Origin of the sequence: Candidatus Cyanaurora vandensis (assembly GCF_013285555.1) — a bacterium.
In the GTDB taxonomy this organism is placed as follows: domain Bacteria; phylum Cyanobacteriota; class Cyanobacteriia; order Gloeobacterales; family Anthocerotibacteraceae; genus Cyanaurora; species Cyanaurora vandensis.
On sequence record NZ_JAAXLT010000154.1, the window covers coordinates 1 to 20111 of the forward strand.

A 20111-nucleotide genomic window follows, 5' to 3' on the forward strand; every position below is an offset into this window, starting at 1 on the left:
CCCCTACGGCCGTGCTCCCCAAGACCTCGGGATCCTTGTGGACAGTCATCCCCAGGACCCGGCCCAACACCTACTCCAGATCTTTACTGAACCTATCTTTGGGGAACCGACGTTCTTCTGGGAGATTATCCAACGCTGCGGTGAGCGTAAGGGCTTTGGCGAGGGCAATTTTCAGGCCTTGTTTGTAGCGATGGAGCACGAGCAATCCCAACGCGGCAGCCTCACTCGGTGAGCCTAGGATGTTAAGCTATTACCGCATTGCACAAGGACGGATATGGGGTATAAGCGGATTCTGCTCAAGTTGAGCGGGGAGGCCCTGATGGGTACCCAAGAGTATGGCATTGCCCCGGATATTGTCCGTCATATCGCTGAAGAGATCGCCCAAGTTGCCACGAGTGGGGTCGAACTGGCGGTGGTGGTCGGAGGCGGTAATATTTTCCGGGGGGTGAAGGCTGCCGCGAAGGGCATGGACCGGGCGACGGCTGACTATATCGGGATGCTCGCCACGGTAATGAACGCCCTGACCCTCCAAGATGCCCTCGAACACTTGGGGATTGTCACTCGGGTCCAGACCGCAATTGCTATGCAGGAGGTCGCTGAACCCTACATCCGCCGTCGCGCCATCCGCCATCTTGAGAAGGGCCGGGTCGTAATCTTTGGGGCCGGGTCGGGGAATCCTTTTTTCACTACCGATACCACCGCAGCGTTACGGGCGGCAGAAATTGACGCCGAAGTAATCTTTAAAGCGACCAAAGTAGATGGGGTCTACGACTCGGACCCGATGTTAAATAGAGACGCAATTCGTTATCAACACTTAAACTACTCCGAAATGCTCGCGCGCGATTTACGAGTCATGGATGCCACTGCCATCGCCCTCTGCCGTGAAAACAAGATCCCAATTCTCGTCTTCAACCTCTTTGAGCGGGGGAACATCTGGCGGGCGACCTGTGGCGAGAATGTCGGTACACTGGTCACGACGGGTTAGTCCTGAGAATTCAATTTTAGCTAGTGAACTTGTGACCAAAGCACAAACTCCCGCTTAGTCAAACATGGTTGTAGGCTTTGGCCTAAACCTCCAGTGGCTAATTTAGATGAGTGGTTGATCTAGATGCGCTAGCCCTGCCCTTGAATCCGACGACAAAACCGTACATGATGGAGTGTTCCTTAGCCACCTAGGGGCTGTGTACCAACCCCTCTTCCTCAAATATCGTCCGCAGACCTTCAGCCAATTGGTGGGTCAAGAGCCCATTGTGGTGACGCTCAGCAGTGCCCTCAAAACCAACCGTCTCGCCCATGCCTACCTTTTCACGGGGTCACGGGGGACGGGGAAGACCTCGACGGCCCGGATCTTGGCTAAGGCGGTCAACTGTGAGCAGGGCATCTCGCCCGCACCTTGTGGGCAGTGCAGTCTCTGTATCGCCATTACCCAGGGTTCCGCCCTAGATGTGATTGAGATTGATGCAGCCAGTAACACTGGAGTAGACAATATCCGTGAGATCATTGAACGTGCCCAACTCTCCCCCGCCCAAGCCCGCTACAAAGTTTATGTAATTGATGAAGTCCATATGCTCTCTAATGCAGCCTTTAATGCACTATTAAAAACCCTGGAAGAGCCGCCCCAACACGTTATTTTTATCCTGGCAACTACTGATCCCCAACGGGTTTTACCAACCATTATTTCGCGCTGTCAACGCTTTGATTTCAAGCGAATTCCCTTGACGGCAATGACGGAACATCTAAGTCGGATTGCCCTCGCGGAGAATATTCAGATTACGCCCATGGCCCTAGAACTTGTCGGTCAGATTGCCCAAGGGGGCCTGCGGGATGCCGAGAGTCTATTGGACCAGTTGGGTTTGCTTGAAGGGCCAGTCCAGGTAGACCAGGTATGGGATTTGGTGGGAGCGGTGCCCGAGCGGGATTTGCTCGCCCTACTTATGGCAATCCAGCAGCAGGAAGGTGTACAGGTCATCGGTCTAGTCCGCAAACTCCTCGATCACGGACGTGAACCCCTCCAGGTCTTACAGGACTTAGTTGGTTTCCTACGCGACAGCTTCCTGGCAAAAGTGGTACCCCAACAACCGGAATGGGTCGCCTTGACTCGTCCGACTTGGGAACAGTTAGTCCATCTCGGTCCCGGTCTCGATACCGCTTGGCTAACGAAGCTTCAAACTGTTCTACGAGAAGCCGAACCACTGATTAAACACAGTACCCAGCCGCGACTGTGGTTAGAAGTGACATTGTTGGAATTAGCCCAAGCGATAGTAACTGTAACTTTGCCGATGCCAATTGTTACTGAACCTATTCGACTTGAACCCATTCGCCCCGAGCCAGTTCGTCCTGAACCCACGAGACTCGAACCTACTCGTCCTGCACCACTCCGCCCCGAACCACCCCCAGTCACTCCGCACCCAGTTACCCCGCCTCCAGTCCAACCCAGCCCCACCCCACTCCCTATCATCTCCCAAACCGTAGCGACGTTAGAAACCCGGTGGTCTGAGTTCACCGCGATGCTCCGGCCCAACACCAAGGGCATCCTTGCCCAGGCTTTTGTCATGCGAGAGGACGCGCAACAGATAGTCTTCGGGTTCAAAGAAAAGTTCTTCATTAATATGCTCCGTGACCCCCGCCAGGGAGCTAAGGCCCGTGAAGAAATCCTGGGAGCCGTGGAGAAAATTCTAGGTAAACGTGTGGTCCACTTTGAACTCGCCCCCCAGGGTCCTCCTCCCAAAATCCATAGCCCCAGTCACCCGGCCCCACCCACGGTCGTACCACCTCCCGTAGCTATACCCGTGGCCACAGCCAAGCCAGTTCCCCTTTCCAATGAAGACCAGGAATTCGATAGTGGTGCCCGCAACTTTGCCAGCTTCTTCAATGGCGTCTTAGTCACAGAGAACACCAGCCTCCCAGTCAGCACTGAAGTCCTAGATGACGACGATGACTTCTAACCCAGTAAACTAGGGCTGCATTCTGAGGCAGACCATGGAACCCAAACTCATCATCCACGGCGGGGCGGGCTTGGCCCTGAGTGACCCCGACCGCGCTCAATCTGTGCGTATAGCTCTGGCTCAAGTGGTCAATGAGGTGCAGCAGGCCCTCTCGACGGGGCTGAGCGCGACGGAAGCCGTGATATTAGCCGTCACCCGCCTAGAGGACGAACCCCGCTACAACGCAGGTACAGGCTCTGTGTTGCAATCCGATGGACAGATTCGGATGAGTGCCAGTGTCATGGACGGGGCCAAGCAGCGGTTCAGTGGGGTGATCAATATCTCTGGCGTCCGTAACCCGGTGCTTCTCGCACAATACCTGCAAGAAAGTCCTGACCGGGTGGTTTCCGAAACTGGGGGGCAATACCTAGCCCGTGAGATGAACCTCCCTCCCTATGACCCGACCACCGTGCGCCGTCTCGAAGAATGGTTTGAGCAAAAGAAAAGCGGAATTGTGCAACGGGCCGGGGCCTTGACCATGGGGACCGTCGGGGCCGTCGCCTTGGACCAACAGGGTCAAATTAGTGCCGCCACCTCCACGGGCGGACGGGGCTTCGAGCGCAACGGGCGGGTGAGTGATTCGGCCCAACCCGCCGGGAATTATGCCAATGACTGCTGTGGGGTCAGTTGTACCGGGATTGGTGAAGACATTATTGATGAGGCGGCGGCGGTGCGGATTGTCCTGCGGGTCACCGACGGGATGAACTTAACTGAAGCTTTAGCCAAAACCATAGGCGAGGCGAAAGTACGAAATCGGGACTATGGAGTGATTGCCTTAGACCATCACGGTACTGTGGGCTGGGACAAAAATATGCCCCTGTTACTCGCTGCATACACGGCTGAAGGGACTGTAGGGTTTAGCTTCTGAATCCGTCACTGCCATCAGGGTGGCAGGGTGTCCGCCTAATTACAATTCTTAACTGAAGCTTGCCTTGAAGTCGTTTGGAGCCTATGGTACCAGAGATATAGCACGCCTGAAGCCCGCAGGCGGCTAGTCCTGTTAGGAGTTGCAACCCCATGAGTGCCATTACCAAAGCCATCCTCAATGCGGATGCGGAAGCCCGTTATCTCAGTCCCGGCGAGCTTGATGTCGTCCGTAGCTACCTCACCTCTGGCGAGCGTCGCGTCCGCGTGGCCCGTGTCCTTTCGGACAATGCCCTCCGCATTGTCAAAGGGGGCGGGGACAGCCTGTTCCAGAAGCGTCCTGACTTGGTTTCTCCCGGTGGCAATGCCTACGGCGAAACCATGACCGCCAAGTGCCTGCGCGACCTCGATTACTTCTTGCGTCTGGTCACCTACGGCGTTCTCGCTGGTGATACTGCCCCGATCGATGAAATTGGTCTCATCGGTATTAAAGAGACCTACAGCCTGCTTGAAACACCCATCCCCGGTGTTATTGACGGAATCAAGGCAATGAAGTCCCAGGCCACCAGCATGATGCCGGGCGAAGATGCCGCTGAAGCAAGCTTTTACTTCGATTACGTCGTGAGTGCCATGTCCTAACGGACGGGTGAAATTACTGCAAGGAGCTACCCATGATTGACTTAGTGACCCGAATCATCAACCGTACCGACTCCGAGGGCCGTTACCTCGGGGGCGTGGATTTTGAAGAAGTAACTCGTTTTTACCAGACGGGCGAACTGCGGCTACGGGCGGCTTCCACGATCTCAGCCAATGCCTCCGCCATCCTGCGCGAAACCGCTGCCAACCTGTTCTCTGAGCAACCCGACCTGCTGCGTCCGGGCGGATATACCTACACCTCCCGTCGTTACGCCGCCTGTATCCGGGATATGGAGTATTTTCTGCGTTACGCGAGCTATGCCATGGTTGCTGGGGATACTTCGGTGATTGATGAGCGGGTCCTCAACGGCCTCAAGGAGACCTACAACTCCCTCGGCGTGCCCATCCCCTCAACCATTGTCGGGATCAACGCTATGAAGAACGTGGTAGCGGGTATGGTCGGTGGTGAGGCTGGTGCCGAAGCTGCCAAATACTTTGACCACATTGCCAAGGGCCTCAGCTAGTCCCTAGGTTTATGTCAAAAACCCCGGTCAGTGACTGGGGTTTTTTAATGGGCGAGTCAGACAGAAACTTTGGGGTCTGGGACTTGGTAAAAAGCACAGAAGCGGTCTAGGTCTAAGTACTGCGTGAGTAACTCCTGCATCCGCTCAACTTTGATGGGTTCTTGGAAGCGGGCTTGGTGGATCGCAGTCTCAATGAGGCGGACAGTTTTGAGGGTGTCGTGGCTGACGGAGAGGACCGGGACCTCCATTTCCTCCGCACGGGCTAGGATCTTCGGGTCTGGAGGGAGTTGTCCGGTCAGGATGAGACAGTTAGTCGAGGTCTGGAGGGCGGCCAGTTGAATATCAGCCCGGTCACCGCCTGTCACCACCGCCTTGTGACTCATCCGCCGGAAGAAGCGCAGGGCCGCACTCACCGCCATCGCCCCGATATTGACCTGCTCCACCAAGAGGTCCAAGTGGTCGCGTCCACACAACACTTCCGCGCCTAATTTCTGGGCCAATTCCCCGACACTGATACTGTGCATCAGGCTATCGCTGGGTAAGACCGCTAGGACGTGAATGCCATGCGCTTCAAGACTCGGGATGATTTCCTGGGTCAGGTGTTCGTATTGACTAGCCGGGACATCATTGAGAATGACCCCGATGCGTTGCTGCGGGAACTGGGCCAGCAAAGAAAGTAGCGGCTCGACACTTGCTAAGGACTGATAGCGCACCACCATTAACAGGTCCGCCGCCAACTCTTGTACGAGATTGTCGAGCGATAGCCCAAAGAGTCGTCCTTCACTGGGACTAGCCCCCCCTTCGACTAGGGTCCAAGTTACAGGTCCGCCCGCTGTCTGCTGGAGGCGACCCAACTGCTGCCGGAGCCGTTCACTGTAGGGAATGGGGTCTTTTTTGAGTAGATAATACTCTAGGGCCTGAGGGTCGAAGAGGACCAGAGGTGCGGGCACCTGTAACCCCAGCCGTTCTCCGATATAACGGGAATCCTCATCCACGCAATAGCCGTTATTGTCACAGGTAGGTGAACCAAGGGGTTTGTAATAACCTACAGCGATACCCCGTGCCTTGAGTTGCAGACCCAGGGCGAGGACCAGCGATGACTTGCCACTATGGGGCTGGGTGGAGCCCACCAACAGAAAACGCGTCACGGTGCCCCACAATAAAAGGTATGCCCAAAAAATACACGATCTAGCTCCAGTCCGCGCCGCAAGAATCTTAAATTGGCAAAAATGGCGGAGAGGGAGGGATTCGAACCCTCGGTAAGTTGCCCTACACAGCATTTCCAGTGCTGCGCCTTAGACCACTCGGCCACCTCTCCAATGACGCTTTCTGAGTTTAACAGGTGGGGTGAAAAGGGAACGAATTCCTGGGGGTTTTCGCCTGTATGATCAACAAAACCTCACGACCGTCTTTATGAAAGTCCTGTGTCCCCAACATCTTTTTAACCAACACCTCGCCTTGGTCAGTCGGGCGGTGGCCTCGGCGCGTCCGGTCCAGCCCATCCTTGCCAATATCAAGCTGGAAGGTTCGCCCGACCAGGGCGGGGTCCTCCGGCTGACGGGCTACGACCTGGAGTTGGGGATCGTCAGTCAATTGCCCGCTCAGGTAATAGAACCGGGGGCCGTCACCCTCCCGGTGCGACTCTTGGGGGATATCGTCTCGCGGTTGCCTAATCTGGATATTACGCTGCGGGGGCTGACGGGGGATGGGGATGAGTTGGCAGCGATTACTTTGGACTGCGGGGCGGGGTCCTACCAAATTCGGGGCATGGGGGCTCAAGATTTCCCCCATTTGCCGGAGCTACCCGAGGGCGAGAGCCTTTATCTGTCGGTAGAACAATTTTTAACAGGTATCCGTAAGACGCTTTTTGCCATTGCCACCGACGAGAGTAAACATATCTTGACCGGGGTCCACCTCAAGGGCACGGGCGCGGGGCTGGAGTTTGCGACGACCGATGGGCATCGCCTCGCGTTGATGGCTCTACCCCAGTCGGATGAGTTATTGGGGCTAGACCTCACCGTACCCGGACGGGCACTTCAAGAATTAGAGCGGATGTTGGGATTGAGTCCCGCCGAACTCCTGGAAGCTCGCTATGACCGTAGCCAGATTATTTTCACGATGCCAGACCAGACCTTGACCTCCCGGCTCCTGGAGGGCCAGTATCCGAATTATGGGCAACTCCTTCCCAAAAATTTTGCCCGTCAAGTGACGATCAACCGCAAGGAGTTCATTAGTGTCCTAGAGCGGATTGCGGTCATCGCCAGCCAAAAAAATAATATTGTCCGTCTTGAGATCACCAGTGACCAGATCGCGCTCTGTGTGGATGCTCCAGACGTGGGCAGTGGGCGCGAGGAGATTGCGGTAGAACTCGTGGGCGATGACCTGACCTGCGCCTTCAACGTCAAATACCTGATGGACCCGCTCAAGGTCATGGACTGTTTGGAAGTCCAACTCAACCTCAACGGGGCTGTGCAACCTGCCGTCCTCAAACCTGTGGATAGCACGGATTTTCAATATCTCATCATGCCCGTCCAGATTCGCGGTTAGTCAACAGCTAGGACCGCTTACGGGCTTTCCAGGTACCACCGTAGCGATAGTGCGGGTTATCAATACCGGTCTTGAGCCAACAAGGGGGACAGACGAGCAGCCAAGGACCATTTTTGCTGATGACTACCCGATAGAGCAGTTCCCCCGACTGACTACAGAGGGAGCAGGGGCGGGGGTCTAGGTAGCGTAGCTGTTTTGCCATGGGACTACGATCACTTCTATCCTGAATAGGAATCGGTTAGTCGTCATCCCCTGCTTCACGTTAATGGGCGATTATTTCCAACGCTTCAGGGCCGCCCGCCACTGCCATCGCGGCAATTCGCTGATCCAGGGTTGCCAACTTGCCGCCTTTATAGGCAGCTAGACCAAGCAAGAAAACATCGGTGAGTCGGGAATGGGGAATCAGTACACTGGGTTTTAGTATTGTACGAATACTCACCTCGGCAGACCAGAAGTGGTGGCCTTGGGCTGCACAGAATTGGCGGAGTATTGCCATCACTACCGGAAGCTCCCCTGGGCGATTGGGATAGTTAGGGTGGCTTGCGATACGAACAAAGCCATTTTCGGTGATTGGACAGGTAGCCCAAGCTGTTTGCCCCCTGTCACTAAACCAGCGATGGACTCCTTCATGATGAATATGCATCGGATCGCTTAGAGCGAGCAACACATTGACATCCAGAAGGTAGGTAGTCACAGTTCGTCCCGCAATTGATTCACCAGTTCTAGCGTGACGACCTTGGGTTCAGGGGCAACTGGAAAGAGCGGTAATCCATTGCGCGATGGCGTGACCGCCTGTCGGGACAGGGCTTGACGGGCTAGGTCCGACAATACTTTCCCCACCGAAACCCCGCGTTGCCGTGCTATTTCTCTAGCAGCAAATAGAACATCTTCTTCAAGATTGAGCGTGGTACGCATCCTTGGCTCCCAGGTATGGCTAGCGTGCAATCAACTTGATGCTAACGCATCAAAAGCTTGGTGTTGAAGCATCATGGGAATTTGTAAGCCGGGGACCTATTCTGGAACCATGATCAAAACCTTGTTGCGGTGGGTCCTAGCGGCTTTTATGGTGACGGCGGGGGTCCTCCATTTTGTGACCCCAGAGCCTTTTGTGCGGATTGTGCCCGCGCTGTTGCCCTATCCCTTGGCCTTGGTCTATATCAGTGGGTTCTTTGAGGTCCTCGGCGGGGTGGGACTCTTGATCCCTCTGGTCAGTCGGGCGGCGGCTTGGGGATTGATTGCGCTGTTTGTTGCGGTCTTCCCCGCCAACATCAATATGGCGGTCAACCAGATTACCCTTGAGGGCATCCCCAATGACCCGCTTTTGTACTGGTTACGGTTGCCATTGCAGGGCGTTTTGATTGCTTGGGCTTGGTGGTTTACTCGACCCTAGGTAAATCTCGTTCCGCCAAAAACTGGGCCAAGGCACGGGCAGCAACGGCATGACCCGCCCGGTTCCAGTGACCATCAATCCGAAAATAGAGTTGCTGAGCCTGTCCTGTGCTGGAAAGGGCGGCCTGTTGCAGCGCGGGGGTCAAGTCAAGATGGGGGATATTTTGGCGGGTGAGTCGGACTTTGAAATCGCGGTAGGTCTGGAAGGCGGTCTGGACTAGCTGGCGTTGTTCCGGGGTGAAGACATGGGCAACCCTGGGGTAGTAGACCATTTCTTTGGTCGGGATGAGGACTAGGACTAGCTGGCAGTCTTGGGCCTGACACTGGGTCTGGACTCGGCTCACCCCGGCCTCAAGCTCAGCAAGTCCCCTGGCAAAATCCGGGGTCCGGGGGTCCACGATGTTATGGGTCATTGGAAAGAGGACCAAATCGAGACCGCTGTCTTGATAACTGATCGGTTGCTGGTCGGAGAAGTACGCGCCCTGGATCACAAATTTGACCAAACGGTAAATCAGGGAATGAGAATCCAACCAGACCCGTAGATTAATTACCGCAGTGGTGATGGTTTCGTTCTGGCTGGTAATCTGAGCGGCGGCGGGTTGCAGGTCATTGGCAAAAAAAGACCAAATAACCACCTGGGGCCGTTGCGGGGCGACATACTGCTCAAAAACCTTACGGTACTGCCAAGCGGAGAAACCACTCTGCCCATAGCCCGCCGCCACCGTGTTCCGTGCCTGTCCAACCTGCTGGACCCAGGTAGCCGCCTGGGGTACCCCGAATCCCCAGACAAAGGAATCCCCCAGAAAAGCCACGTCTGGGTTCTGGCTCCCAGTGGGATTACGAAAGCCGAACTCATCAGTCTGGACGGTGATGGTCTCGGTATCGTTGATGCGGATGGCGGGGCGGTTGAGGTCTGGGCGGGTCATCGTACCCACCCCTGGTACAAAGGTAAACAGGTCCTCGTCCGTCGCCCGAGTAAAAAGGGCCTGCTGGAGTTCAAGGCTGAGTCGGGGTCCCACGAGTCGTAGTCCCAGTTCCAATAACCCCACGCCCAGCAGGGTACTCGTCAGGACTAGCCCCAGGTTTAACCCCAGGGACCGCAACCGTTTGACCACTCACCCAATCCGTGTGATGGACCTATCATCCCACGGGACCCCCTCCTAGCTAGAGCGTGATGTTGAACAAAACCGAGCGGTTATTAGAATGCGTGTCTTGGTTTGCCGTGGCTAGGTCCAAATCCCCATCCCCGTCAAAGTCCACACTGACCACCGAGCGCGGTTGGTTCAACTCAAAAGTCCCGACGGAAAAATTCTGGACAGGCGCAGAGTCAATCGGTGCAACTCGGGCCACGGAACTCAAGGTCGCCGCGAGTAAACGGGTGACAAAACAAGCATTCATCACAATTCTCCCTAGGGTTTAAGCAGGATTCTCATCAATGGCTAAAGACTACCAACGCCGCCGGGTAAGGGTAGGTCATCCATAACACCCGGCCCCAGAATTGTAAAAATATTCTAAAGCTCCCTCCAGTCCATGCTCTAAAATTAAAAAGCACGACGTAAAGTTTTTTAAACCGCCATGGAACAACCGCCCCTAGACCCGCAACGCCTAGACCGTGGTGAATGTAACGTCTGTGGTTACATCTATGAACCGGTGGATGGCGACAAAGCGCGGGGCATTGCCGCCGGGACTCCTTTTGAGGCCGTGCCTGAGACGTGGCGGTGTCCTAGTTGCAATTCTCCGCGTGTCCGCTTCTCGCGCATCGGGCCACGGGCAGGGGCGCAGGAGGGGCTGGAGGAGAACGTCAAATTTGGTTTGGGGGTCAATACCCTCAACCCTCAGGTCAAGAACTTACTGATCTTTGGGGCATTGGGGGTCGGGTTATTGTTCTTGATGAGTTTCTACTTTGTGGGTCAATAACGCCATGTTGGGAGTAATCGGTCGCTGGTGCGGGGTGCGGACCCTGGTGCTGTTGGTTCAAGCCTGTAACTTTATTAAGACCGCTGAGCAGGTCCCTTGGTCAGAAGCTTCCCTCACCACTGAGGCGGACCTCCTGGATGTCCATTTTGTAGATAGTCAGACCGGCTGGATGGTCGGGACCAAAACCACCGTCCTCAAGACAATAGATGGCGGTACAACTTGGCGGCCTGCTTTCGATAAACCCCTCCAAGGCGACAAGAATGCCGAGGGTGAGACAGCGGACCTCAATGCCCGGTTTGTCGCCGTAGCGTTCACCCCCAATGGACAGGAGGGCTGGATCTCGGGCAACCCCCGCATCGTCTTGCATACTACAAACGGCGGGAAAAGTTGGTTCGCCATCCCGCTCAACAAACGGATTGTCGGCAACCCACTCCTCATTACGGCCCTGGATACAGGCGTAGCAGAGATGGCAATGAATACGGGTTTTGTCTTCAAAACAGAGAATGGCGGTAAGGTCTGGCGGGCTTTGACCCCCACTTCCGCCGGGGGTATCCGCAACATCACCCGCTTGGAGGACGGCAGCTACTGGGCCGTCTCGGTGCGGGGCTCCTCCTATCTCAGTTGGAAGCCCGGTGAGCGCGAATGGAAATTACGCGAACGCAAGAGTTCACGCCGCATCCAGAACTTAGTCTTTGTCGATAACCAGCGCGGTCTAATGCTCAACAACGGCGGTGAAGTGCAGTTGACTAGCGACGGGGGCGAGACCTGGAGTAAACCGACGACGCCAGACATTGCTTCGGCGGCGGGGTTACTGGATTCTGGGGTGGATGAGAAGGGCCGCATCTGGGTGACGGGGGGCAATGGTACGCTCCTCGTTAGTTCAGACCTAGGCAAGACTTGGGCCAAAGCTCCCCTCCAAACCCGTAGTACCCTGTTTCGGATCAGGTTTGAGGAGAACGGTCAGGGTTTCATCATGGGTCAGCGCGGTCTCATCCTCCGCTATCAGGCTTCTTAAGGGCCGTGGGGGGCATGGTCATCGCCCTGGTTTGGCTGGCTCTGGTCCTTCTGGTTGCCGAGGGAATGCGCCTGAGACAGGTGGAGCCGGAGTGGGTCCGTAAGTTTGTCCATATTGCGGTCGGGAACATCATCCTGCTCGCTTGGGGATTTAACTTCCCATTGGCGTTTTGTCTAGCTTTTTGTATTCCGTTTATGGGGTTGACGTTACTTTCTTACCGACTGCCACTATTACAAAGTATCAATGGGGTGGGGCGGCGGAGTCTGGGGACTTTTTATTACGCACTTAGTTTCACTTTATTGATTGGGATTTTTTGGAGCTTGAGCCGACCAGAGTTTGCGGTCTTGGGCATCTTGGTTATGACTTGGGGCGATGCACTCGCTGCCATCGTGGGTCAGCGTTGGGGTACCCACGGCTACCGGGCGGCAGGAGTCTACAAAACTTGGGAAGGTTCCCTGGTAATGGCCTTGGTCTCGGCGGGGGTGAGTCTGGCAGTGTTGAGTGTGAGCCTCGGGTTTAGTTGGGGACTCGTGGCGGTGGCTTTGGGCATCGGGGCGGTGGCTTGCGGGTTAGAGGTCTTTTCGCAGGGCGGGATTGATAACTTGACCGTACCCCTCGGGAGTGCCGTCCTAGCGTGGTTATGGGTAGGACCAGGCTTCTAAACTATCGTCACCTCAGCATCGAACTTCCGGTTATCTTTCAGTCCTGCATCGCCAATGATTGCCAAGCTCAAAAGTTATATAGTTCTCCGGTTGGGAACAACGATGTAGCCCTCGGCTTGACTGCCTAGAACCTGATTACGCTCTGCACCCCAGTACCACCAATGAGCTCCCACGTAGGCACAGATGAGCGCATCTAACTCATCCTCTAGGGCTTTGAGTAACGTCCCGGTAGTGGGAATCGGCGGGAGGTCTTCTAGGGTCAGGGTCGGGATGTGCTGGGGTAACGCTTGGAGGAGCAGTCCACGGTAGTGGGCCAAGGCGGTACGGCGTTGGGCCAAGGGGCCTTTTTTGTACTTGAGGATGAGCGGTAGATCAAAAAGGTTGACGATGGCGGGATGGGGGAAGCACTCGATTTGATAGCGGCCCGGTTGCTGGGGGGCGATGGTGTCGGCGTGGGCAAAACCACGAGCTGCGAGTTGCTGACCGAGGAGTACCGTCCGTTCGGCAAAAGGACGGCCTTGATTGGCGGGGTAACACCCGGCATGGTACTTGCCGAAATACTGGTGGGTGAGTTTGTCGGGGACCCGCGTTCCGGTCAGGTTGGGGATGAGGGTGGGCGCGTCTACGGAGACGAGGGCCGGACCTTGACCCGCGAGACTATCCACCCAATCCAGGATCTCCGGCAGACTCAAGAGTCGTCTCATTTCCACTAAGGTAAGCTTCGTGTCGTCCCAATGCAGAGCCGCTAACCCGCTCAACCCCGTGCGCCAACCAAAATCAATGCCTAAAAAGAGCATCAGGGTCCTAGGGTCGTGGTCATGTGGCGGTGGGGGATGTCAGCGTCCAGGAAAACCTCCCCGTGAGCATGGAACCCTAGTTTCTCGTAAAACGGGATGGCTTGCACTTGGGCGTGGAGGGTGACGGTCGAGGCGTTCAGTTCCCGAGCGTAATCTAGGGCGGCAATCATCAACTGTCGTCCGTACCCCCGTCCCCGAAGACCCGCTTGAACCGCCATCCGCCCAATCGTCCATTGCCCCTGTTCATCTCGAAAAACCCGGAGCGTCCCCACGGGTTCCTGACCAAGGTGAGCGACAAGGTGCCACGCCTGGGTGTCCTGCGCGTCTAGTTCAAGCTCGGGGGGGACTTGCTGCTCAATCACAAAAACAGCGGTGCGGATGGTCAAGGCTATCCCGCCTGAGTCTAGGCCCCAAGTCCAGTTCAGCCTCAAGCCCGCACCCATTGAACTCCCTGACCGCGTCTACGTCCTAGGAGATAGTGCCACAGACGCCCCATGAACGCAACCACTGAGCGAGCGCATTTCTTTCGACGGGCAAATTTGGGCGCCGACCCAGCGAGAACGGTTCGCGGGGGACCGACCACGGAACCGCCGGAGCCATGGTTTTCCTCGGTCCCGGCAAGGGTGGTTTCTACGGCGGCTCGCCCCAATTGGCGGATTTAAGCAGGTAGGTAATTTATTTATCAAGTCCAAGCTCTGAAACCCAGTCCTAGGCGGAAAATCTATATAACTAGTGGTATGAGCATTCCAGACTTGCTAGAAGACTATCCCCAACTGGAACCAGCAGATATTTATGCCTGCCTTGCCTATAGTGCTGAAACGTCTCGCGAACGGTACCTTGACATTCCGTTGGAGAAACCCTTGTGAGGCTGAAACTTGACGAAAATCTAGGACAGCGCGGCTCAGATTTGCTACGACAGGCAGGGCATGATGTGGCAACCGTTACCGAATAGGGATTAGCGTCTACCGCCGATCCAAATTTGATTGCGATTTGCCCTGTAGAAGCGCGTTGTTTGGTCACGCTCGATTTAGATTTCAGTAATCCGCTGCAATTCAATCCGGCTGAATATAGTGGTATTGCTGTGCTGAGGCTTCCGGCAAGAGTTTCGCCAGAGGATTTGTTTGCTACTATTCAAACACTGATTGGCGGATTGGAGCGAGAAGATATTACGGGCAAGTTGTGGATAGTACAACGGGAACGCACACGCTACCAACAGGAGGACTGAGGCGTAGGGATAAGGGGAGCGCATCAGCAATTTTGAAGATAGAGAACTAGGAAAGTCTCTCTACTTAATCGCCCCGCCGCAGGAACTCCCGCTCCCAGCAGTACAGCCAAAACAGTGGCGGTCGGTGCGGATTTGACGGTCGGCGAGGAGACGGGGGTTGAAGTCGCGGAGGTGGAGGCCTTCGGCTCCCTGGCCCTGGGTCTCTAGATCTAGCATTTGGTTGAAATCACAATCGAAAACCCGCCCGTCCCAACTGATGGAGAGGGTATTACGGCACATCAGACCACTGACCGTGGCGGGGTTGAAACGGTTAACAAGTAACTCCATGTACTGCTGCAAATGACCCGCTTGTGCCAACCATTCCAAGTGACGGCTAATCGGCATATTGTTGAGGGCAATCAGACGGTCAAATGTCACCCCGTAATTATTGAGGAGGGCCGCTTGCCATTCCTTCTCCATACAAGCTTGGCTACCACTCAGACCCGTCCCCGTCGGGTTCGCCATCAGAGTCAGCCGGCGCTGGGGATCGCCTTGACCGTAACCCGCGCTATTCAGCCGTTGGAGGGCCGTGATGGATTTGTTGTAGGTCCCATCGCCGCGCTGACTATCGGTCTCGCGCTCTTGATAGTGGGGTAGTGAACAAACCACTTCCACCCCCCGCGCCGCAAACCACTCCGGCAGGTCCTCATAGTGCGGAGCTAGCAAGATCGTCAGGTTACAGCGGTCAATCACCTGTTTCCCCCGTTGCACGCACTGGTCCACCAGATAGCGGAAATTGGGGTTCATCTCCGGGGCACCGCCCGTGATGTCTACGGTGTGGGCGGTGGTCTGGTCTAGGGCTTCCAAACAGAGGTCTACGGTGGCGCGGTCCATATTCTCGACCAGCCGATCCGGGGCACTGTCCACATGGCAATGGCGACAGGTCATATTACAGAGCTTACCGATATTGATCTGGAAGATTTCCAACCGCGCCGGGGTCAAGGGCTGTCCCAGAGTCTCCGCAAAATTACCCTGGGGGAGAATCAGACTATTGAGTAGGGCTAGTTGGTGTTGGGGTCCGCTCAGGGGCGAGCCACGCCGGAGAAGAGAGGTTGGCAGCATCGGATTTCGGGTCAGGCGCAGTTCTTCCCTATCCTAATGGGGCAATTACAAGAGACGACGGGCTAGGGTGAAGTCTGGATGGGGAAGCAGTCATGAAGCAAGGACTGGGCTGGGTGGGCTGGGTTGCCCTCTGGCTGGCTGTCTTGGTCTGGGGCGGTTCTTTTTTGGCGACGCAACGCTTGGTGAGTGAAGTGACTCCTCTAGTCGCGGCGTGGTTGCGCTTCAGTATTGCCTCGGTCCTCCTGCTAGTTCTTGCTTTTGTCCAGGAGCGTAAGCTCGTGATTCCCAATTGGGCACAAGTCAAGGGCCTAGCTCTCTACGGCTTACTAGCAGTGACGCTATGTTTCACCTTTGAGAACTACGCGCTCCAACTGACCTCCTCGGGGAATGCCAGTGTGGTCATCGGTCTAATTCCGGTAGGAACCTTACTCGCAGCGTGGTGGTTCCTCCACGAGACCCTGGGGGGCCGTCAGTGGTTGGGGATTGTCGTCGCGACGGTGGGGACGCTCTGGCTCGTCGGGTCGGGTAGTAACCTGGGCCTCTCGAACCCGGTGGGGGATGGGTTGATGGTGCTAGCGATGCTCTGTAGTGTGGCGGCGGGACTGGCTGGTAAACAGAGTTCAGCGCAGTTATCGCCTCTATTAAATGTCGGTTATAGCTTCTTGATTGGCGATTTACTGCTAGTTCCCTTGGCTCTGGGGGAATGGCTCCTTAATCCGGTCCCCTTGACGCTCTCCCTGGGGGGCTGGTTGGCGTTACTATATCTAGCGGTCTTCGCCTCGGCCTTGGCCTATACTGCTTATTTTTATGCCCTCAGTCGGATCAGCCTCAGTGCGGCGACCCTACCCGGTTATCTGATTCCGGTGGTCACGCTGGGTTTGGCGGGTCTCGGTGGCGATGAGGTGCTTAGCTTAGAACGGGGTTTGGCGGCGGTGGTGGTCGTTGTGGGACTGGTCCTCAGTAGTCCGGGTCAAGTGGAGTCTAGCCCTGAGTAAGGGATCTGTTAGGGTTAATTCATGGAGAGATATAAAACAAGCCAGCCCGTTTTTGTTCAACTGTTGCGCGAGGGTCTAGTCGAGTCAGTCCATCAAGTCCATGTGGTGGTGACCGATACCCGAGGCCGCGTCTTAGCGCAGGCGGGAGACGCGAACCTCCCGGTTTTTGCCCGCTCCGCGCTCAAGCCTTTTCAGGCATTGGCGGTATTACGGGCCGGGGTCCAACTGGCGGAGCCGGGACTGGCGACCCTATGTAGTTCCCATAACGGAGATATCCAGCACTGCCGTGAGGTTTTTAACTTACTCTGGCAAGCCGATCTAGACGCGAGTAACCTCGCTTGTCCGGTCCCAGCGGGGACAAATTCCGTCTTGGCCCACAACTGTTCGGGGAAACACGCCGGGATGCTCTTGGCCTGTCAAGCCCAGGGCTGGCCCTTGCCGGAATACACTAACCCCCGCCATCCTCTACAACAATTTATCGGCAAACTTCTGAGTGAGTTGCTGGGTCTCCCGATGGCGGAACTGATTGTCGCCCGTGACGACTGCGGGGCACCGACCTATCAAGTCCCGCTCAGCCAATTGGCCCGCCTCTATGCCCGTCTCTCCGGTGGAGAGTATGCCCAGATGGAAGCAATCGCCCGCGCCATGACCAATCATCCCGGACGAGTAGCGGGGGTGGACCGTTTCGATACCTTGTTGATGGAGATGACCCAGGATCTCGTCAGTAAAGGCGGGGCGGAGGGGGTCCAGTGTATCGCCGGACGGGGCATGGGACTCGCCGTCAAAGTCACCGATGGCGCCGAGCGGGCTAAGTATCCGGTGGTCATCCACCTATTACGGCAGTTGGGCTGGCTCGATCCCAGTGCCGCCCAGACCCTCTGGGACCGTTTCACCACTGTGGAACCCTACAAACGATTGGAATTATTAGGGGATCTAGAAATTATTTAATAGAGAGAAGCAACACCTTTTAAGGAGAGAGCGATGGGTCTCGTGTTTTATTACGCTCCTAGGTCTACCGCGAGCGTCACTGAAGCGGTGCTTGGCATCCCGTGTGAGCGCGTGAAGCTCGACATCCAGGCCGGCGACACCCAGCAGCCAGACTTCCTCAAGGTCAACCCGAACGGGCGGGTTCCCGTGATTGTGCATGAAGGTTACACCCCATCAATCTTTACTTGAAATGCCTGAGTAAGCTGCTTTCAGAAACAGTGACTACTGATTAGCCCCGAACCACTGAAACTTAGTTGGCACTGGGTCTACACCGCCGGGATGCAAAGGATGACAGCGGCAAATCCGGCTGGCCCCGAGCCAAGTCCCGCGTAGCGCACCATGTCGCTCAATGGCCTCTAGAGTGTATTGAGAGCAGGTGGGATAAAATCGGCAGTGCGGACCCAAGAGGGGCGAAATCCCTTTTTGGTAGAGCCGGATGAGCGAGACGAGCGGGGATTTTGGCACAGCGGTGGTAAACTTATCGCCGGGACTTACTTCAGTGTATCGAGTGACCCTGTGAATTGGCTGGCTCAAGTTTTTACGAAACCCGCCCCGGTGATTGGGGTGGTCCATCTGTTGCCCCTCCCCGGCTCGCCCCGGTGGGGCGGCTCCTTGACCCAGGTTTTAGCGCGGGCGGAGCAGGAGGCGACGGCTCTGGCGACCGGGGGCGCGGACGGGATTATTCTGGAGAATTTCAACGATGCACCTTTCACTAAGGGGCAAGTGGACCCGGCGGTGGTGAGTGCGATGAGTCTGGCGGTGCGTCGGGTCCGTCAACTGACCCATTTACCGATTGGCATCAATGTCCTGCGTAATGATGCCTACAGTGCGATGGCGATTGCCTGTTGTACGGAGGCGGCTTTTATCCGGGTGAATGTGTTGACGGGGGTGACGGTGACGGACCAAGGGTTGATTGAGGGCTGTGCCCACGAACTGCTGCGCTACCGCCGTCATCTCGGTTGTGATGTGAAAATCCTGGCGGATGTGTATGTCAAGCATGGGATGCCCCTCGCCCCGGTGGGCTTGGTCCAACAGGCCCAAGAGACAATTGAACGGGGACTCGCCGATGGCATTATCCTCTCCGGTCCCATGACGGGTCATCCCCCGGCGGTGAGCGACCTGCAAGCAATTCATAAAATTGCGCCCGGTGTACCCGTATTCATTGGTTCGGGAGCAACTCCAGAGAATATCGGGCAACTGTTGCCCTGGTGTGATGGTGTGATTGTCGCCAGTGCCCTCAAACGCCACGGTCAGCCCCAACAAGCCATTGACCCGATTCGCGTCCAACGTTTTGTTGAGACCGCCCAGCACGTACTACATCCTGAGGCCGTGGAATCCCTCCCATCAGAGTAGGGCCGAGTTTCAAACCCGCCCCTACCGGGTTTATTATTGGAGAATCCTAAGTTGAATCCCGATGTTTCAAAAATTTTGGCTTTGCATACTTTTAATCAGTTTAGCCCCGCCAGTTCTAGCTCAACTCACCTTCCAGACCTGGTTGGAGGATGTAAAAAAACGAGTTGATACCTTCTTGAGTCCGCCTCGTCCTTATTTCCGTGAATTCGGGTCTCCCCAGAATGAGAGCGAAACTATTTTAGCTTTGTATATTGAGCCCTCCGGTAAGCTGGCTGCTGTATACATACAAAAGCCCTCAACCGTTGCCGGGATGGATCAAGCTACCCTTGCAGCAGTTCGACAAGCCGCACCCTTCGCACCCCTTCCTCCAGGTATAACGAACGTTGAAATTATGATTAAGTTAAATATTCTAATTGACTCTGCTAAGTATATCGATCCTAACGACACAAGAGATGAACAGCTAAATAGACAAACAGAGAAGCTAGCCTTAGCCGAGAAGCAGTGTACTCAGGATGTCGAGAAGTCAGCCCGTGAAGCACTCATTACCTACGCAACCCAGCCGGATGATGCTTCAGCCCTGAACCTCTTGACCTCTCAAGTTAAGGCTGGACAATGGGAACAAATACTCAGCACAGGCTCCCTACTCGAAGGTCTTTATCCCAACCGCAGGATTAGGCTCTACCGTAGCCAAGCCCTCTTTATGACAGGGAAACTCGATGAAGCTCTGAAATTACTAACCCAGCGGGCACCTTGGCAAAGCCCGGATGAACAAGCCATCTACGCAGCAGATTACCTAGACCTCGAAGGGAAAATCCGTTACGAATTGGGTCAAGTCCCGGAAGCTATCGCTCGTTGGGAACAGGCTTTGGCTCAAGCACGGCCCCCTGAAAAGCCCCGACTCCAGTTTTTGCTCAAACTCGTAAAAGGAGAACCCAATTGGCAAGTAGATGAGGCAAAGCACAACAGCCTCTATCGTCGGTGTGCCAACCGTAAACCCCTTGGTCAAACCCTCTCGGGTAAGCTCGCTCAGAAATACCAACAAGCTAAACTAAAACAGCCGCAGACCGTTACGCCGATCCACTGAGATTAACATCAGTCTAAAGACGATTTTTAAG

At 55.7% G+C, this 20111-nt stretch carries 26 protein-coding genes, 1 tRNA gene and 3 pseudogenes; 19 read left to right on the forward strand and 11 right to left on the reverse strand.

Going from position 1 to position 20111, the window contains the following annotated elements; translation table 11 throughout:
• The 6 genes and pseudogenes from HFM78_RS10600 to HFM78_RS10625 all read left to right on the forward strand — a co-directional run.
• Positions 1-232 (forward strand): annotated as a pseudogene (locus HFM78_RS10600) (hypothetical protein); the annotation flags it as partial.
• Between the two features lie 42 nt (positions 233-274).
• Positions 275-985, forward strand: coding sequence for a UMP kinase (gene pyrH, locus HFM78_RS10605; RefSeq protein WP_287129418.1), 711 nt, complete (start codon positions 275-277; stop codon positions 983-985).
• A 196-nt stretch (positions 986-1181) separates the two neighbouring features.
• A complete protein-coding gene (locus HFM78_RS10610) occupies positions 1182-2945 on the forward strand; it encodes a DNA polymerase III subunit gamma/tau (protein WP_287129419.1) in 1764 nt (587 codons plus the stop codon).
• A gap of 34 nt (positions 2946-2979) precedes the next feature.
• A complete protein-coding gene (locus tag HFM78_RS10615; RefSeq protein WP_287129420.1) occupies positions 2980-3852 on the forward strand; it encodes an isoaspartyl peptidase/L-asparaginase in 873 nt (290 codons plus the stop codon).
• A gap of 149 nt (positions 3853-4001) precedes the next feature.
• The gene (locus tag HFM78_RS10620; protein ID WP_287129421.1) at positions 4002-4487 is read left to right on the forward strand and encodes an allophycocyanin; all 486 of its coding nucleotides are present in this window, start codon (positions 4002-4004) and stop codon (positions 4485-4487) included.
• A 32-nt stretch (positions 4488-4519) separates the two neighbouring features.
• On the forward strand, positions 4520-5008 hold the full coding sequence (locus HFM78_RS10625) for an allophycocyanin subunit beta (protein WP_287129422.1): 489 nt from the start codon (positions 4520-4522) through the stop codon (positions 5006-5008).
• Positions 5009-5064: 56 nt separating this feature from the next.
• On the opposite strand, the gene HFM78_RS10630 is transcribed toward HFM78_RS10625, so the two are convergent.
• Positions 5065-6156 carry a phosphotransacetylase family protein gene (locus HFM78_RS10630; protein ID WP_287129423.1) on the reverse strand — a complete coding sequence of 364 codons (1092 nt, stop codon included), beginning with the start codon at positions 6154-6156 and terminating at the stop codon, positions 5065-5067.
• A gap of 82 nt (positions 6157-6238) precedes the next feature.
• A tRNA-Ser gene (locus tag HFM78_RS10635) sits at positions 6239-6326 on the reverse strand.
• 95 nt (positions 6327-6421) lie between these two features.
• On the opposite strand from HFM78_RS10635, the gene dnaN reads away from it, so the two are divergent.
• On the forward strand, positions 6422-7555 hold the full coding sequence (gene dnaN / locus HFM78_RS10640) for a DNA polymerase III subunit beta (RefSeq protein ID WP_287129424.1): 1134 nt from the start codon (positions 6422-6424) through the stop codon (positions 7553-7555).
• Between the two features lie 7 nt (positions 7556-7562).
• Here dnaN and HFM78_RS10645 read toward each other — a convergent pair whose 3' ends face one another.
• The 3 genes from HFM78_RS10645 to HFM78_RS10655 are packed head-to-tail and all read right to left on the reverse strand — an operon-like array spanning position 7563 to position 8470.
• Positions 7563-7757, reverse strand: coding sequence for a hypothetical protein (locus HFM78_RS10645; protein WP_287129425.1), 195 nt, complete (start codon positions 7755-7757; stop codon positions 7563-7565).
• A gap of 60 nt (positions 7758-7817) precedes the next feature.
• Entirely contained in the window at positions 7818-8249 is a 432-nt protein-coding gene (locus HFM78_RS10650; RefSeq protein WP_287129426.1) for a TA system VapC family ribonuclease toxin, read from the reverse strand.
• Positions 8246-8470: a hypothetical protein gene (locus tag HFM78_RS10655; protein WP_287129427.1), complete on the reverse strand. Its 225-nt coding sequence runs from the start codon at positions 8468-8470 to the stop codon at positions 8246-8248. Before HFM78_RS10655 ends, HFM78_RS10650 begins: the two co-directional genes overlap by 4 nt.
• A 109-nt stretch (positions 8471-8579) precedes the next feature.
• Between HFM78_RS10655 and HFM78_RS10660 the strand changes: the two genes are divergently transcribed.
• Positions 8580-8945: a DoxX family protein gene (locus tag HFM78_RS10660; protein ID WP_287129428.1), complete on the forward strand. Its 366-nt coding sequence runs from the start codon at positions 8580-8582 to the stop codon at positions 8943-8945.
• On the opposite strand, the gene HFM78_RS10665 is transcribed toward HFM78_RS10660, so the two are convergent.
• Positions 8932-10059: an SGNH/GDSL hydrolase family protein gene (locus HFM78_RS10665; RefSeq protein ID WP_287129429.1), complete on the reverse strand. Its 1128-nt coding sequence runs from the start codon at positions 10057-10059 to the stop codon at positions 8932-8934. The two genes, HFM78_RS10660 and HFM78_RS10665, sit on opposite strands and share 14 nt — an antisense overlap.
• Before the next feature lie 49 nt (positions 10060-10108).
• Positions 10109-10342, reverse strand: coding sequence for a hypothetical protein (locus HFM78_RS10670; protein ID WP_287129430.1), 234 nt, complete (start codon positions 10340-10342; stop codon positions 10109-10111).
• A gap of 177 nt (positions 10343-10519) precedes the next feature.
• On the opposite strand from HFM78_RS10670, the gene HFM78_RS10675 reads away from it, so the two are divergent.
• Genes HFM78_RS10675 through HFM78_RS10685 form a run of 3 tightly spaced genes read left to right on the forward strand, consistent with a single transcriptional unit; the run spans position 10520 to position 12538 of the window.
• Positions 10520-10861 (forward strand): rubredoxin, encoded by a 342-nt coding sequence (locus tag HFM78_RS10675; RefSeq protein ID WP_287129431.1) that lies wholly within the window; start codon positions 10520-10522, stop codon positions 10859-10861.
• 4 nt (positions 10862-10865) lie between these two features.
• Positions 10866-11876 carry a photosynthesis system II assembly factor Ycf48 gene (locus HFM78_RS10680; protein WP_287129432.1) on the forward strand — a complete coding sequence of 337 codons (1011 nt, stop codon included), beginning with the start codon at positions 10866-10868 and terminating at the stop codon, positions 11874-11876.
• A 14-nt stretch (positions 11877-11890) separates the two neighbouring features.
• Positions 11891-12538, forward strand: coding sequence for a diacylglycerol/polyprenol kinase family protein (locus HFM78_RS10685; RefSeq protein ID WP_287129433.1), 648 nt, complete (start codon positions 11891-11893; stop codon positions 12536-12538).
• A gap of 74 nt (positions 12539-12612) precedes the next feature.
• On the opposite strand, the gene HFM78_RS10690 is transcribed toward HFM78_RS10685, so the two are convergent.
• The gene (locus HFM78_RS10690) at positions 12613-13335 is read right to left on the reverse strand and encodes a DUF429 domain-containing protein (RefSeq protein WP_287129434.1); all 723 of its coding nucleotides are present in this window, start codon (positions 13333-13335) and stop codon (positions 12613-12615) included.
• The gene (locus tag HFM78_RS10695; protein ID WP_287129435.1) at positions 13335-13778 is read right to left on the reverse strand and encodes a GNAT family N-acetyltransferase; all 444 of its coding nucleotides are present in this window, start codon (positions 13776-13778) and stop codon (positions 13335-13337) included. The genes HFM78_RS10690 and HFM78_RS10695 overlap by 1 nt, the downstream gene beginning before the upstream one ends.
• A gap of 98 nt (positions 13779-13876) precedes the next feature.
• On the opposite strand from HFM78_RS10695, the pseudogene HFM78_RS16340 reads away from it, so the two are divergent.
• The 3 genes and pseudogenes from HFM78_RS16340 to HFM78_RS16350 form a co-directional block, all read left to right on the forward strand.
• Positions 13877-14005 (forward strand): annotated as a pseudogene (locus HFM78_RS16340) (hypothetical protein); the annotation flags it as partial.
• A 67-nt stretch (positions 14006-14072) separates the two neighbouring features.
• A complete protein-coding gene (locus HFM78_RS16345) occupies positions 14073-14201 on the forward strand; it encodes a DUF433 domain-containing protein (protein ID WP_396032935.1) in 129 nt (42 codons plus the stop codon).
• Positions 14202-14299: 98 nt separating this feature from the next.
• A pseudogene (locus tag HFM78_RS16350) lies at positions 14300-14560 on the forward strand (DUF5615 family PIN-like protein); the annotation flags it as partial.
• Between the two features lie 60 nt (positions 14561-14620).
• Here the strand turns inward: HFM78_RS16350 and arsS are convergent.
• Complete coding sequence (gene arsS / locus HFM78_RS10700; protein WP_287129436.1) at positions 14621-15661, reverse strand: arsenosugar biosynthesis radical SAM (seleno)protein ArsS; 1041 nt, start codon at positions 15659-15661, stop codon at positions 14621-14623.
• A gap of 92 nt (positions 15662-15753) precedes the next feature.
• Here arsS and HFM78_RS10705 point away from each other — a divergent pair, with 92 nt between their 5' ends.
• The 3 genes from HFM78_RS10705 to HFM78_RS10715 are packed head-to-tail and all read left to right on the forward strand — an operon-like array spanning position 15754 to position 17832.
• Entirely contained in the window at positions 15754-16656 is a 903-nt protein-coding gene (locus tag HFM78_RS10705; protein ID WP_287129437.1) for a DMT family transporter, read from the forward strand.
• Positions 16657-16677: 21 nt separating this feature from the next.
• Positions 16678-17604, forward strand: a complete 927-nt coding sequence (locus HFM78_RS10710) for an asparaginase (RefSeq protein WP_287129438.1) — start codon at positions 16678-16680, stop codon at positions 17602-17604.
• Positions 17605-17637: 33 nt separating this feature from the next.
• The gene (locus tag HFM78_RS10715; RefSeq protein WP_287129439.1) at positions 17638-17832 is read left to right on the forward strand and encodes a hypothetical protein; all 195 of its coding nucleotides are present in this window, start codon (positions 17638-17640) and stop codon (positions 17830-17832) included.
• Between the two features lie 33 nt (positions 17833-17865).
• Here HFM78_RS10715 and yidD read toward each other — a convergent pair whose 3' ends face one another.
• Positions 17866-18108, reverse strand: a complete 243-nt coding sequence (gene yidD / locus HFM78_RS10720; RefSeq protein WP_287129440.1) for a membrane protein insertion efficiency factor YidD — start codon at positions 18106-18108, stop codon at positions 17866-17868.
• 51 nt (positions 18109-18159) lie between these two features.
• Here yidD and btpA point away from each other — a divergent pair, with 51 nt between their 5' ends.
• Complete coding sequence (btpA, locus tag HFM78_RS10725) at positions 18160-18996, forward strand: photosystem I biogenesis protein BtpA (RefSeq protein ID WP_287129441.1); 837 nt, start codon at positions 18160-18162, stop codon at positions 18994-18996.
• 61 nt (positions 18997-19057) lie between these two features.
• Entirely contained in the window at positions 19058-20080 is a 1023-nt protein-coding gene (locus HFM78_RS10730) for a TonB family protein (RefSeq protein ID WP_396032931.1), read from the forward strand.
• The last annotated feature ends 31 nt before the right edge of the window (positions 20081-20111 follow it).

Coding starts and splice junctions, on each gene's coding strand:
- HFM78_RS10680 (WP_287129432.1), top strand. CDS start 10,866: ATGTTGGGAGTAATCGGTCGCTGGTGCGGGGTGCGGACCCTGGTGCTG.
- HFM78_RS10705 (WP_287129437.1), top strand. CDS start 15,754: ATGAAGCAAGGACTGGGCTGGGTGGGCTGGGTTGCCCTCTGGCTGGCT.
- HFM78_RS10685 (WP_287129433.1), top strand. CDS start 11,891: ATGGTCATCGCCCTGGTTTGGCTGGCTCTGGTCCTTCTGGTTGCCGAG.
- dnaN (WP_287129424.1), top strand. CDS start 6,422: ATGAAAGTCCTGTGTCCCCAACATCTTTTTAACCAACACCTCGCCTTG.
- HFM78_RS10620 (WP_287129421.1), top strand. CDS start 4,002: ATGAGTGCCATTACCAAAGCCATCCTCAATGCGGATGCGGAAGCCCGT.
- HFM78_RS10730 (WP_396032931.1), top strand. CDS start 19,058: ATGTTTCAAAAATTTTGGCTTTGCATACTTTTAATCAGTTTAGCCCCG.
- arsS (WP_287129436.1), bottom strand. CDS start 15,661: ATGCTGCCAACCTCTCTTCTCCGGCGTGGCTCGCCCCTGAGCGGACCC.
- HFM78_RS10695 (WP_287129435.1), bottom strand. CDS start 13,778: ATGGGTGCGGGCTTGAGGCTGAACTGGACTTGGGGCCTAGACTCAGGC.
- HFM78_RS10710 (WP_287129438.1), top strand. CDS start 16,678: ATGGAGAGATATAAAACAAGCCAGCCCGTTTTTGTTCAACTGTTGCGC.
- HFM78_RS16345 (WP_396032935.1), top strand. CDS start 14,073: ATGAGCATTCCAGACTTGCTAGAAGACTATCCCCAACTGGAACCAGCA.
- HFM78_RS10655 (WP_287129427.1), bottom strand. CDS start 8,470: ATGCGTACCACGCTCAATCTTGAAGAAGATGTTCTATTTGCTGCTAGA.
- HFM78_RS10675 (WP_287129431.1), top strand. CDS start 10,520: ATGGAACAACCGCCCCTAGACCCGCAACGCCTAGACCGTGGTGAATGT.
- HFM78_RS10660 (WP_287129428.1), top strand. CDS start 8,580: ATGATCAAAACCTTGTTGCGGTGGGTCCTAGCGGCTTTTATGGTGACG.
- HFM78_RS10625 (WP_287129422.1), top strand. CDS start 4,520: ATGATTGACTTAGTGACCCGAATCATCAACCGTACCGACTCCGAGGGC.
- HFM78_RS10615 (WP_287129420.1), top strand. CDS start 2,980: ATGGAACCCAAACTCATCATCCACGGCGGGGCGGGCTTGGCCCTGAGT.
- HFM78_RS10690 (WP_287129434.1), bottom strand. CDS start 13,335: ATGCTCTTTTTAGGCATTGATTTTGGTTGGCGCACGGGGTTGAGCGGG.
- HFM78_RS10715 (WP_287129439.1), top strand. CDS start 17,638: ATGGGTCTCGTGTTTTATTACGCTCCTAGGTCTACCGCGAGCGTCACT.
- HFM78_RS10670 (WP_287129430.1), bottom strand. CDS start 10,342: ATGAATGCTTGTTTTGTCACCCGTTTACTCGCGGCGACCTTGAGTTCC.
- HFM78_RS10645 (WP_287129425.1), bottom strand. CDS start 7,757: ATGGCAAAACAGCTACGCTACCTAGACCCCCGCCCCTGCTCCCTCTGT.
- pyrH (WP_287129418.1), top strand. CDS start 275: ATGGGGTATAAGCGGATTCTGCTCAAGTTGAGCGGGGAGGCCCTGATG.